Source organism: Shimia thalassica, assembly GCF_001458215.1.
Lineage (GTDB): Bacteria > Pseudomonadota > Alphaproteobacteria > Rhodobacterales > Rhodobacteraceae > Shimia > Shimia thalassica.
The window spans coordinates 1,008,192-1,020,968 of the sequence record NZ_CYTW01000001.1; the positions used below are offsets into that span (position 1 = coordinate 1,008,192).

Sequence of the window (12,777 nt, forward strand, 5' to 3'; positions counted from 1 at the left end):
CATGAACAAGACTGTAAACCAAAAGGCGTGGTTCCTTATCTTGCCAGTGCTTCTCCTCGTGGCGTTCTCTGCGGTCATTCCTTTGATGACCGTTGTGAACTATGCATTTCAGGATACGTTCGGAAACAACAAGTTCTTCTGGGCGGGGCTGGACTGGTTCCGCGACATGCTTGAATCAGAACGCATGTGGGATGCGCTTGGGCGCCAGATTGCGTTCTCTTCCATTATTCTTGCGATTGAAATTCCGCTGGGTGTGTTTGTCGCTCTGAATATGCCCAAACGTGGCTTTTGGGCGTCTTTGTGCCTTGTTTTGATGTCGCTTCCGCTGCTCATCCCGTGGAACGTTGTGGGCACGATCTGGCAGATTTTTGGACGTGTCGATATCGGCCTTCTTGGCTACACGCTCGACGCGCTTGGCATCGATTACAACTATACCCAAGGCTTCTATGCGGCATGGGCGACGATCATTGTGATGGACGTCTGGCACTGGACCTCGCTTGTGGCGCTTTTGGCCTATGCCGGGCTGCAATCTATCCCCGATGCGTATTATCAGGCGGCCAAGATCGATCAGGCCAGCCGTTGGAAGGTCTTTCGCTTTATCGAACTGCCCAAGATGATGGGCGTGTTGATGATCGCGATCCTGTTGCGCTTTATGGACAGCTTTATGATATACACCGAGCCCTTCGTGGTCACAGGTGGTGGTCCCGGCAACTCGACAACGCTGCTTTCGATCGACCTTGTGAAAATGGCTCTTGGCCAGTTTGACCTTGGTCCCGCCGCAGCCTTCTCGATCATGTATTACCTCGTGATCCTGCTGATTTCATACGTGTTCTACACCGTGATGACGAACCTCGACAAACGGGAGGACAGCTGATGTCTACCGTTCAAACCAAAGGATTTCTCGGAATGCCCAAGGTCAAAGGCAATGCTATTGTGATGGCACTGTATCTCTTGTTCTTGCTGTTGCCGATTTACTGGCTGCTCAACATGAGCCTGAAGACGAACACCGAGATTTTGAACAGCTTTACCCTGTGGCCGGCTGATCTGACATTCGACAACTACAAGACAATTCTGACCGATGCGTCATGGTATACAGGGTATCTCAACTCCATGGCCTATGTGGTCATGAATATGGTGATCTCTTTGGCGGTGGCACTGCCTGCGGCCTATGCCTTTAGCCGCTATTCTTTCCTTGGTGACAAGCATCTGTTCTTCTGGCTGCTGACCAACCGGATGGCGCCACCCGCGGTGTTCGCGCTGCCCTTCTTCCAGCTCTATAGCTCGGTTGGTTTGTTCGACACCCACATCGCCGTGGCCTTGGCGCATTGCCTGTTCAATGTCCCGCTAGCTGTGTGGATTCTCGAGGGCTTTATGCGCGGCGTTCCAAAAGAGATCGACGAGACCGCCTATATCGACGGATATTCGTTCTCGCGCTTTTTCATCCGGATTTTCACGCCTCTTGTGGCCTCTGGTATCGGCGTGACGGCGTTCTTCCTGTTCATGTTCAGCTGGGTTGAACTGTTGCTGAGCCGCACCCTTACAAGCGTTAATGCAAAACCCATTGCCGCGACCATGACACGAACCGTGGGTGCCGCCGGTATTGATTGGGGCGTTCTGGCTGCGGCTGGTGTGCTCACGATCGTGCCGGGTGCCTTGGTTATCTACTTTGTCCGCAACTACATCGCCAAGGGTTTTGCCCTGGGGCGTGTGTAAGAAAACAGGAGAACGCACTCATGGAATGGATGGCTTGGACTTGGCCCACTGCGGTTTTCTTCATGATCATTGCCACGACGCTGGTCGTGTTCACGATCTTGGCAATCAAATTTCCCGAAACGCCGCGCACCGGTGTTCTTCGGATCGAAACGACCCGTGGTGATCGATTGTTCATCACGTTGCTCGGCTCTGCTTTCATCAATCTGGCATGGCTGGGTCTTTTGAGTTCCCCACAGTGGGGGGCGCTTATCGTGTCATTTTGTTACGCCGTAGCGGTCTTTCGCTGGGTGTGACGAAAGGGGCGTGTGGAACATGCAAGAGACCACATGCCCGAACTGTTCTTATTTAGGGAGGAACATTATGAACTTGCGACTAAGAGGAACCACCGCGCTTGGGCTTGCGGCCGCACTTTTTGCGACGCCGACGCTTGCGGACATGAATGCCGCAAAGGCATTCCTGGATACAGAGATTGGCGATCTTTCTTCGCTTTCTCGCGCAGAGCAGGAAGCAGAACTTCAGTTCTTTGTGGATGCTGCGAAGCCATACGAAGGCATGTCGATCAACGTTGTGTCCGAAACCATCGGTACGCACACCTATGAATCCACTGTTCTTGCGCCCGCTTTTGAGGCCATCACAGGCATCAAGGTGACGCATGACCTGATTGGCGAAGGCGATGTTGTTGAGAAGCTGCAAACACAAATGCAGTCCGGCGAAAACATCTATGACGCTTACATCAACGACTCTGACCTGATCGGCACGCACTGGCGTTATCAGCAGGCCCGCAATCTGACAGATTGGATGGCTGGCGACGGCGCATCAGTTACCAACCCGAACCTCGACCTCGAAGACTTTATCGGCCTGTCCTTCACAACAGGTCCTGATGGCAAGGTTTACCAACTGCCCGATCAGCAATTCGCGAACCTCTATTGGTTCCGGTACGATTGGTTCAACGACGAACAGAACAAAGCGGACTTCAAAGCGAAGTATGGCTATGATCTTGGCGTACCGGTGAACTGGTCTGCTTACGAAGATATTGCCGAGTTCTTTACGGGTCGCGATCTGTCCCGGTTGGGTGTCGAAGGCGAAGTCTTTGGTAACATGGACTATGGCAAAAAAGATCCGTCGCTGGGATGGCGCTATACTGACGCGTGGCTGTCGATGGCAGGTGCAGGTGACATTGGTGAACCAAATGGTCTGCCGGTTGATGAATGGGGCATTCGTGTAAACGAGAACTCGCAACCTGTTGGATCTTGTGTCGCCCGTGGTGGTGCAACAAACGGCCCGGCTGCTGTTTATGCTGTTACCAAAGCGATCGAATGGCTGGAAAAATACTCTCCTCCGGCTGCTGCTGGCATGACATTCTCTGAAGCGGGCCCAATCCCTGCGCAGGGGAACGTTGCACAACAGATGTTCTGGTACACCGCGTTTACCGCTGCATCGGTCGAGCCTGATCTGCCTGTGATGAACGAAGATGGCACGCCCAAATGGCGCATGGCACCTTCGCCACACGGTGCATATTGGACTGAAGGTACAAAGATCGGCTATCAGGATGCCGGTTCCTGGACGCTGATGGAATCCACACCTGTGGACCGCGCTCAGGCTGCCTGGCTCTATGCCCAGTTTGTGACATCCAAAACTGTAGACGTGAAGAAAAGCCACGTTGGTCTGACATTCATTCGTGAATCCACAATCCAGCACGACAGCTTCACCGAGCGTGCGCCAAAGCTTGGTGGTCTGGTAGAATTCTACCGGTCGCCAGCACGTGTTCAGTGGTCGCCAACAGGTACAAACGTTCCAGATTATCCAAAGCTGGCACAGCTGTGGTGGCAGAACATCGGTGACGCAATGTCCGGTGCGAAGACCCCACAAGAAGCGCTTGATGCTTTGTGTGCAGATCAGGAAAAAGTGATGATCCGTCTCGAGCGCGCAGGCGTTCAGGGTGACATCGGTCCTAAGATGAACGACGAAATGGATCCAGAACACTGGTTGTCTCAGCCTGGTTCGCCAAAAGCGAAACTGGCAAACGAAGACGAAACACCAGTGACCATTGCGTATGACGAACTCATCAAATCCTGGCAGTAATGCCAAAGGTTCAGGGCCGTTTCCACGGCCCTGAACACCCTTTCAAATCACTCCAAAAGCACCGAGCATCGCCCATACGTTCTGCGTGAGCCGCGCAAGGATGCCGAGACCGTTGCCTACTTCTAACGACCTGTGGATGCCCAAATGACCTACGTCCTCGCGATTGACCAAGGAACCACTTCGACCCGCGCCATTTTGTTCAATGAAAAAATGGAACCTGTTTCCCGCGCACAAGAAGAGTTTCCACAACACTATCCAAAATCCGGCTGGGTCGAACATGATCCTAAAGACCTTTGGGTCACCACAGCGGGAACGTGTCGCGAAGCCATCGAACGGGCAGGGATTTCGTCGTCCCAGATCGGCGCCATAGGCATCACCAACCAGCGCGAAACAGTTATCGTTTGGGACAAAAACACGGGCGAGCCTATCCACAACGCAATTGTTTGGCAGGATCGGCGCACAGCAGAGTATTGTCACGGTTTGCGGGATGCAGGCCATTCGCAGATGTTCAAAGACCGAACGGGACTTCTTGTTGATCCATATTTTTCCGGCACCAAACTCAAGTGGTTGCTGGATCATGTCGAGGGCGCGCGCGCACGCGCAAAAAATGGAGAACTGCTGTTTGGCACGGTGGACAGCTTCATTATCTGGAAGCTGACGGGTGGGGTGGTTCATGCCACTGACGCAACAAACGCCGCTCGCACAATGCTGTATGACATTCGCAAAGGGCGCTGGAGCCGCACAATTTGTGATTTGCTTGATATTCCGATGGAGATGCTTCCGGAAGTGAAAGACTGTGCCGCGGATTTCGGCATGACGCGCGCCGATTTGTTCGGAAAAGAAATCCCAATTCATGGCGTCGCAGGTGATCAGCAAGCCGCGACTGTCGGTCAGGCCTGTTTCAAGCCGGGTATGTTGAAATCGACCTACGGCACGGGCTGTTTTGCCTTGCTGAACACCGGAGAGACACCGGTTGTTTCGAATAACAACCTGCTCACGACCATTGCCTATCAATTGGACGGAAAGCCGACCTATGCGCTTGAAGGTTCCATATTTATTGCGGGCGCCGTCGTGCAATGGCTGCGAGACGAGTTGCAGATGATCAAATCTGCCGGTGACACCCAATCTTTGGCGGAACAGGCCGATCCCCATCAAAACGTTGTTTTGGTGCCCGCCTTTGTCGGGTTGGGCGCGCCCTACTGGAACCCGGACTGTCGCGGAGCAATCTTCGGGCTTACCCGTGGGTCGGGGGCCGCTGAATTTGCAAAGGCAGCCCTTGAAAGTGTGGGCTTTCAAACGCGTGATCTTCTGGAAGCCATGTCCTCCGATTGGCAGGCCGAAGGGGTGCAACCCACCTTGCGGGTTGATGGCGGCATGTCGGCCAGCGATTGGACGATGCAGTTTCTCTCTGACATCATCGGGGCACCCGTTGATCGACCAGAGATACAGGAGACAACTGCGCTTGGTGTTGCATGGCTCGCTGGTATGCATGCCGGTATCTATCCGGATCAGGCACGTTTCGCGGCCCAGTGGGTTTGTGAAACCGAGTTCGAGCCGCAAATGGACCCAACACAGCGACAAGAGCGGTACGCATCGTGGAAAAAGGCCGTTGATGCCACGATGTGCTTTTGAAGGATAAGACATGCCTCGAGAGCGCTAGGCGGCCTTCAAATTGAGGTGGAACAAGGCTTTTCTTTTCTAAGAGGTCGCTTTCGCAGTGTCTCTCTCTAGGCTGTCCCCAATGAAGAACAAGCGCGTTTAGCGCAGGATAGGTTTGCTATGTATTCTTTCATAAGCCCCCAAGCTCTCCATTTTGGCCGAGGTCAAAGTCAAAAGGTCGCTCAGTTTGCCAAAGAATTCGGCGAGACTGCTCTTGTGGTGCATGGTGCCAGTGCACAGCGTGCAGCGTGGCTGATCGCGTTGGTTCAAGATGCCGGTCTTGAAACACGTATGGTGAGTTGCGCTAACGAGCCAAGTCTTCCCGATATTGAAAAGGCTCTGTTGTCTTTAGAGGGGGGGAAGCCCTCGGTCGTCATCGCATTGGGTGGAGGCTCCGTCATGGACTTTGCCAAGGCACTGAGCGCGCTCATTGGCTGCAAGGGACCCGTGCAGTCCTATCTTGAAATCGTTGGAGACGGGTGTGCACTTGATACGACACCGATCCCAGTGATTGCCCTTCCTACGACCGCTGGCACGGGCGCCGAAGTGACAAAAAATGCCGTGATTTCCGTGCCTGAACACGGATTGAAAGTCAGCTTGCGTGACCCCGGAATAGTGCCGGAAATTGCCATCGTGGATGCGGATTTGATGCAGGGTGCCCCGCGTCACATTGCCTTGGCCGCCGGATTGGACGCTGTCACACAAGTGATCGAACCGTACCTATCTTCAAAGTCGAACCCGATGACCGACGCTTTGTGTCGTGCTGCCATCCCTGATGGGCTGAAGGCGCTTCGAGCGGTTGTCGAGACCGACAGTGCCGAGGCCTGGGATGTTCTGGCGTGGGTGAGCACCTGTGGTGGCTTGGCTCTGGCGAATGCAGGGCTGGGGGCCGTGCATGGGTTTGCGGGTGTGATTGGCGGAAAAACGGGTGCTCCTCACGGAGAGATTTGTGGAAGATTGCTTCCGTTTGTTTTGGATGCGCATTTTCAAAAAGCACAAAAGAACACCGAGATACATGACCGCCTGTCTTGGGTGCTGGATCATCTGGATCAGGTCTTCGCCAACGGGCGAGACGGGCAGGGGCGCGCTGCCCTTATGAATTGGTCGGCACAAATGGGCCTGCGCAACCTGCGCCAATTGGACGTGTCTTCACATGATTTCGCAACCATCGCAGAGATGGCGGCTGGCTCGTCATCAATGAAGGGAAACCCTTTCGAACTCACAACTTCCGAGGTCCGTCAAATTCTCAACAAGGAAGCTCTGGCAAGCTAACTTGAGTAAGCGAACCGTCCCGAAGTTTTCTATTGTCAATCCGAGCCAGCTCGTCTGTGATTTGGGACCGGACCTCAAGCAAGATGACAAGAGACCAAGCGAGTTCGCACTATTTAGGCCACTTCACCCGTTGAATTGCAAAAGCTCAATTAGAGCGGTCAGGGGGCGGGTGTCAGGGAGAGCTTTGGGGATTTTGTTGGAGGCGAGTACCGGAATCGAACCGGTGTACACGGATTTGCAAGAGTGTGTATGTGGCTGATTATATTCAATAAAGTGTTTAGAGAATGGTGCAAATTCGTGAGAACAGAGAGTGAATGTTTAGACGGAATAGTGGGTGAGATTTGGTGGTTCCGGCCCTATATGGTCACAAGCTGAATTTATTTGAGACATTGTGCGGCGTTGGCAATGCTAGCATCTAGGCCTTGTGTAATATCTCCCAAGCTTGGAGAAATGAAAGAAGAGGGGAGCTACGCCTCGAAAACGAAAGGGAGAAGCCATGGCATTGTTTCTGGGTTATGATCCCGGTGGAAAAGCTAAGAACGGGGTCGCTGCAATTAGTTTGGAGTCAGATGTTCCCGAGGTAGTGGCGACAGCAACAGTGCGCGATGCTTCTGAGGCTTTGCTATGGTTAGCGGCCTATTCGGGTAACGCACAGGCAGTCGGCATTGATACCCTTCTGGCATGGTCCCCAAAAGGTGGTCGCGCCTGTGATGACGCACTCCGGCGCAGATATGGAGGTAATTCAGTCGTTGCGCAGAATTCTCTGTACAGCGCGATGACATTGAACGGAGCCATCGTCGCTAGACGTTTGGGTTTACCTGTTTACGAAAGTCACCCCAAGCTATTGCTACAGTTAGAAGCTGGGGACGCAATACGAACGCTCTATCGTGAAACGTTTGCTAAGGCTGGAACGGACCATGCAGCTGATGCCATTGTCGCCGCTTGGTGCGCAGCGATGGGCCATACTCGGAAATGGGCTGTCGAACTGTATTCGGACATTGACGACGATATCGAACTCGTAGTTCCTGGGGCGCGCTATCCATGGTTTGAGACAATCGGGTAAAACCGATTAAACTCAATTAACTGTTTGACTAGCCTGAAAGCTGACATATCCGGCCCAGACCGGACTATCAACACCAGTGTCGGATGCTGCAGTCGCAGCCCGCATTTCCGCCATTCGTGCAGAGCTCAGCATTTCAACCGAATTGAACTTGCACAACGCGAGACAAACCGGACCTTGCCGTAGATCTGCCATAGCCCTTTTACGTGAGCTGTTTGCGACTATCAAAGCCTTGCGATAGCGTTCAAGTAATGCTCATTCCTAGGGACACCTAGTTTGGTTACGTCTAGTGTGCTGGCTAGCAAATCCATAAAGGCATCATAAACCACCTTTCTGGCCCCGTTAATACGCCGTGTTCGATACGCGAACCAATGGAATACAAGCCGGGAGACGGCTTTACCAAAGAACGATCTAACGCCGCAGAGCGCGTGGTACGCTTCAACAGGAAGCGAGGCAGTTTGAAAATGGCCAAGCGTCTTAGCTTTACAGAGCAACGTCGACGCTTTTACGAAAGGCTCGTGCGCTCCCGGCGTCGCGATGATTGACATTGGACTTTGACGATTAAACAACCTCTCATGGTGGCCAATGTACTTGTAATCCAAGGCACAAATGCGGCGAAGCTTTTGCGACAAACTATCTCTAAAGGCAACGAACTCAGCCCGGATAGCCTGTCTGCGGTTGGTTGTTGCAAATAGCGACAAGGCCGACGTGAACTGAAAATCTAGAACTACGTCAGATTCCCAACTGTATCCGTAGGTATAAAACACCTGCGGATGGTCGATTATCTGGTTTCTAAGGTCATCATAGTCTCGATCCATTGCCACGACGACGTTTGTTATGCCCTCGTCAGCAACCTTTTGAGCAAGGGGCCGTACGACAGACTTTCCCCCCATGCTTTTGCAATGAACGGCCTTCCCGTTTTCTACAAACACACGTTCCCAAAAGACCTCGTCTAGAGAGGAACCTTCGCCTTCAACCACTTTTCCCTCGCAATAGACAACGAAATCTACGTCGTGAAATAAATGCTCGTTACCAATACCCAAACTTGTTCTAGTGAACATCTGAAATACACTGCTCTATCTTAATTACACGGTCTTGAAATGATCCGACAATATCGGGGGAATGCGTGGCTGAAATGATCTGGCAAGAGCCATTCAAGCTTCTAATATGCCCAAATAGTGCGCTCTGCCAACTAACGTGCAGTGATAGTTCTGGTTCGTCTGAAATGAAGACTACCGGTCGTTCTTCTTGCAACAATGCTTCGCCAAGAATGATAAACAACTGTTTTTCACCTGAAGAAAGCACATCAATTCCCACAGTTTCACCAGATTCGAGGTGAACCATCGGGGTATTGCGTTCGTCGAAATGCAGCTCTTTTCCTGTAAGAAGCCTATTTATGATACCTTTAAACTGAATTCGTGGTTGAAATATTGCTTCTCGTTGATCTTGCAAACTTCTCCACTCTTTCAGCATCTCGTTGACCCTTGCAGCGTCAGACAGCGAGATAGCATGTTTTAGGGATAGGCTATTCCGGTTATCTTGAACGCTTTCCCTTGCTTCTGCTGCGCGTGAATAGTGTGCATTCACACTCCTAGTCGCTTTAGTTTGAGACACGCCAAGGTCTCTTAGTACACTTACAACTGATGACTTATTCTCGGCTTCTGAGTATGCCTGTAGCAGAACGTCCGCATCGGAATGCTTTTGATCGAGAAGTGACAAGAAAACGTGTTCTTGAAAGTTCTTACTTTCTGCCTCGGCTTTCGAATTCAACAGCGAGAAGAAGTTGGAAAAGGCACGTGAGATATCTTGAAGTTTGTGGTCAATTGAAGATTCGTAACTATCTTCGCGACGATTACGCCTTTCAAGCTCGGCGCTCGCTCGATGAATGGAAAGCCAATTGACTTCCACTAGATCGGACAAGATGCCACTCAATCTTGCGCCAGCTTCTCTATGCCTTCTGCTCCGCGCATATCTTGCGTCGCGGTAAATACGGTCGTCGTACGGGCCTTCGACGCCATAGGTTGTTCCTTTCTCGCTGGCTTTCTCTTTGACGGTGTAGATCAGTTCGAAATTGCCCATTTTGGGATCAACAACCTTGGCCACCTCGATCAACGGTTTCCGGTTTGCGCCAACGGTCTTCATTTTTATCGTGACTTTGTCGAACTGTACCGAATATAGCGCCGGAATATCTGCGCGAAGGACAGCAGAAACCAAATTGATTATTGTGGTCTTGCCGCTTCCGTTTGGTCCGATAAGAAAATTTAGATCAGGGTGCAATCGCAACGATACGTTCTTTCGCCCCCAAAAGCCCTCAATCTCTACACTTTCGATGTAATTCACTTGTCTTAATCCAATAACTTTTGACGATATTTCCAGCATCCAAGCTAAAGTCGCTGTACGCTTGTGTCTTACACTAAGGCGTCAGCGCGTCTCTTACCACTACTCTAGGAGCAAAAACTATCGACAATCGTCATACTTGCCTGCGGACAATTCTGGTGCGTTTCGAGCGGTCTCTGATTTCCAAAAGACAGGTTCGGTGAGAATTTGGTACACCTCGCGATCTGATTGTTCATTCGATTCCAATGTCGACTTCAGCCGTGAGACCTAAACACTCTCGCATCCGCAACGAAGGTCCGAAATCCGCCCTGGCTGCGCATTTGAAACTAAACGTGTTTAGACGATTTTCTAGAGCGTCATGGTGGCATTGGGCCAACCATAAAGAGTTTGTGCAACACAGCCCCGATCCCCCGTAGACTCAAAATATCGGAGGGGGAACGGGGCGGGCCTCCTCATCCTCTCTTCCTTGTTGGGATATGTAATTAGTGACAGGCCTGTCCATGAAAAGGGTAAAAAAGCGATTGCATGGTCTCGCTCAGAACCATTCGGAATATTCAATCCGCGCGGTCGCCTTCCCCCAATAGGGCAGGGCAGTCACAAGTGAGGAGTTAAACTACTCACTATCAACAATCGGGTACGAAAGTTGTTTTCGTTATCGTTTGAACGAGTGCAAGCGCCACGATTGTTCACAGATTGATACAATCTGTAATGAGGGTGTATATGTAATTAGTGACAGGGAATGTGATCGTGCTGATTTCTTTGCTTGAGGCGGCGGACTCCAGCCGCTTAGTCTGGTCCTCAGAAACAAGCATGTTGGGGCGACTGCTCCATCCACCCGCAATACAAATCTGATTGGTACGAAAATGTCTCCGGCGAAACTTGAACAAAGGGCGCTCAGTCTACTGAACACTTTCGAAAGTGCCGGTAAGACGGTTAGCCGTGTTTCTGTCGAAGGCAACCGGATCGAGATTGTACTGTCTAAGGGCGAGGATGCGGATGAATTTGATAGGATAGATATGCGCCATGGCAAAACGTGAACTACCCAAACACGTCTATAAGCAAAGAAACGGCCTCTATTTCCAACGTCGCGGCTGGCCTTCTCAAAAATTCAAAAACGAATTTGGAACGCCTGAGTTCTGGAAGGAATATTCAGATATCCTCTCAGGTAAAGAGAAACCAAAGCGCGTTGTTTCGCGCAACTTTGCGGCACTGATCAAAGATTATCGTGGGTCGCCTCGGTATATTAACCTCAAGCCTCGAACGGCTCTCGATTACGATAAGTATTTGGAATTCTTCCCGTCGATTATGAGCGGTGCAAACCCTGCTTCGATGAAGCGTAAAGACGTTATCCGGCTGCGAGATTCTAACGCAGATAAAGTCTATTTCGCCAACTATTCTCTGCGTGTCCTGCGGGTTCTCATGGAACACTGTGTTGATCTGGGATGGACAGAAACCAATCCCGCCAAGGGCGTTCCCGAACTCAAGACGAAAAAGAAAGAGCGTGAACCATGGCCGCAAGCGCTGTTAGCGGCCTATCGCGTGTCTTGCCCTGTCGGCACCAGAGAGCGGCTTGTTATGGAACTGTGCGTCGGCACAGGCCAAAGGATCGGCGATGTACTGGAAATGCGCTGGTCCGATATTCAGGATGGCGCTTTCTTCGTTCGTCAGAACAAAACGAGCAAGGAACTCTGGGTTCCGATTTTGCCTGAACTGCAAACGGCTTTGGATGCTGCCAGCCGCCATTCGGTGTTTATCCTTACGAATGAGCGGGGGACCAATCGTTGGTCCTATCGTGGGGCGTCACAGGCCGTGAGGAAGGTCAGAGATGCCATTGGGGCTTTGGGCTATGATATCCATAGCTGGCGCTACAACGCTGCCTGTGAGCTTCTAGAGGCGGGGTGCGCCGATGACCTGATTGCGGCTGTTACGGGCCAAAGCCCAGCAATGGTCCAGCACTATACCAAGAAGGTCAGACAGAAGATCAGGGCGGTTCAAGCCCAACAGATGCGGACGGATATGGCGCGGTGAAACTTATCTTAACATTAGCCTTGAGACCAAAGCACGGAATTTATCATGTTTGAACTAGTCGCTCTCTTAGTCATTTTGCTTTTTGTGATCGGGCTTTTTATCGTTTTACCTGCACAAATGGCGAGCGGCCGTAATCGCAATCCGGTTGTTTGGGTGTTGATTTCTCTAGTTGGAAGTCCACTGCTTGCAATTCTACTTTTGTTAGCTCTGGGCGATGCACCGATTAACAAATCAGACGCAAGTATAATCGACGATTAGCGGTGTTTTGAGAACAGAACAAAAACAGAATGTTTAGACAAATGTTTAGACTAGCGAATTCTATTTCGCGTGAATTCATCTAAATCATTGAAAACAAATGGAGGCGAGTACCGGAATCGAACCGGTGTACACGGATTTGCAATCCGCTGCGTCACCACTCCGCCAACTCGCCTGCCTTGTGGTGCCGAAGCACTTAACTTGTCCGCGCAGCCGGTGCAAGCCCTCTGAGTGAATATCACGGGAGAAACCTGTGTGGTGGGGGTTAATGGGACGAGCGGGGAAGTGCCTGTGTTTCGGGCTATCGTTTGTTGGCGAACTATAAGACATGAAAAAGTCGTGGAGTGGAGTCGTGCTTCGTGCCATGATTG

The 12,777-nt window shown here is 51.5% G+C and carries 12 protein-coding genes and 1 tRNA gene; 9 read left to right on the top strand and 4 right to left on the bottom strand.

Features of this window, described 5'->3' with window-relative positions:
• The first annotated feature begins 1 nt into the window (after position 1).
• From PH7735_RS04700 to PH7735_RS04730, 7 genes are all read left to right on the top strand, one after another.
• Positions 2-874, top strand: coding sequence for a carbohydrate ABC transporter permease (locus PH7735_RS04700; RefSeq protein WP_058310134.1), 873 nt, complete (start codon positions 2-4; stop codon positions 872-874).
• Positions 874-1,713: a carbohydrate ABC transporter permease gene (locus tag PH7735_RS04705; protein WP_058310135.1), complete on the top strand. Its 840-nt coding sequence runs from the start codon at positions 874-876 to the stop codon at positions 1,711-1,713. Before PH7735_RS04700 ends, PH7735_RS04705 begins: the two co-directional genes overlap by 1 nt.
• 20 nt (positions 1,714-1,733) lie before the next feature.
• A complete protein-coding gene (locus tag PH7735_RS04710) occupies positions 1,734-2,006 on the top strand; it encodes a DUF2160 domain-containing protein (RefSeq protein WP_058310136.1) in 273 nt (90 codons plus the stop codon).
• Positions 2,007-2,073: 67 nt separating this feature from the next.
• Positions 2,074-3,795, top strand: coding sequence for an ABC transporter substrate-binding protein (locus PH7735_RS04715; protein WP_058310137.1), 1,722 nt, complete (start codon positions 2,074-2,076; stop codon positions 3,793-3,795).
• Between the two features lie 144 nt (positions 3,796-3,939).
• The gene (gene glpK / locus PH7735_RS04720) at positions 3,940-5,427 is read left to right on the top strand and encodes a glycerol kinase GlpK (protein ID WP_058310138.1); all 1,488 of its coding nucleotides are present in this window, start codon (positions 3,940-3,942) and stop codon (positions 5,425-5,427) included.
• A gap of 147 nt (positions 5,428-5,574) precedes the next feature.
• Complete coding sequence (locus tag PH7735_RS04725) at positions 5,575-6,726, top strand: iron-containing alcohol dehydrogenase (RefSeq protein WP_058310139.1); 1,152 nt, start codon at positions 5,575-5,577, stop codon at positions 6,724-6,726.
• Between the two features lie 496 nt (positions 6,727-7,222).
• On the top strand, positions 7,223-7,789 hold the full coding sequence (locus PH7735_RS04730) for a DUF429 domain-containing protein (RefSeq protein ID WP_058310140.1): 567 nt from the start codon (positions 7,223-7,225) through the stop codon (positions 7,787-7,789).
• A gap of 12 nt (positions 7,790-7,801) precedes the next feature.
• Here the strand turns inward: PH7735_RS04730 and PH7735_RS20505 are convergent, their stop codons facing one another.
• The 3 genes from PH7735_RS20505 to PH7735_RS04740 are packed head-to-tail and all read right to left on the bottom strand — an operon-like array spanning position 7,802 to position 10,126.
• Positions 7,802-7,981 (bottom strand): hypothetical protein, encoded by a 180-nt coding sequence (locus PH7735_RS20505; RefSeq protein ID WP_145865259.1) that lies wholly within the window; start codon positions 7,979-7,981, stop codon positions 7,802-7,804.
• Between the two features lie 29 nt (positions 7,982-8,010).
• Positions 8,011-8,829, bottom strand: a complete 819-nt coding sequence (locus PH7735_RS04735) for a DUF4435 domain-containing protein (protein WP_158503180.1) — start codon at positions 8,827-8,829, stop codon at positions 8,011-8,013.
• A 7-nt stretch (positions 8,830-8,836) separates the two neighbouring features.
• Positions 8,837-10,126: an AAA family ATPase gene (locus tag PH7735_RS04740; protein WP_058310142.1), complete on the bottom strand. Its 1,290-nt coding sequence runs from the start codon at positions 10,124-10,126 to the stop codon at positions 8,837-8,839.
• 1,020 nt (positions 10,127-11,146) lie between these two features.
• Here PH7735_RS04740 and PH7735_RS04745 point away from each other — a divergent pair.
• Together PH7735_RS04745 and PH7735_RS04750 are read left to right on the top strand one after the other, a co-directional pair.
• A complete protein-coding gene (locus PH7735_RS04745; RefSeq protein WP_058310143.1) occupies positions 11,147-12,151 on the top strand; it encodes a tyrosine-type recombinase/integrase in 1,005 nt (334 codons plus the stop codon).
• Positions 12,152-12,196: 45 nt separating this feature from the next.
• The gene (locus PH7735_RS04750) at positions 12,197-12,409 is read left to right on the top strand and encodes a hypothetical protein (RefSeq protein WP_058310144.1); all 213 of its coding nucleotides are present in this window, start codon (positions 12,197-12,199) and stop codon (positions 12,407-12,409) included.
• 98 nt (positions 12,410-12,507) lie between these two features.
• On the opposite strand, the gene PH7735_RS04755 is transcribed toward PH7735_RS04750, so the two are convergent.
• Positions 12,508-12,581: transfer RNA gene (locus tag PH7735_RS04755), tRNA-Cys, on the bottom strand.
• Positions 12,582-12,777 lie beyond the last annotated feature (196 nt).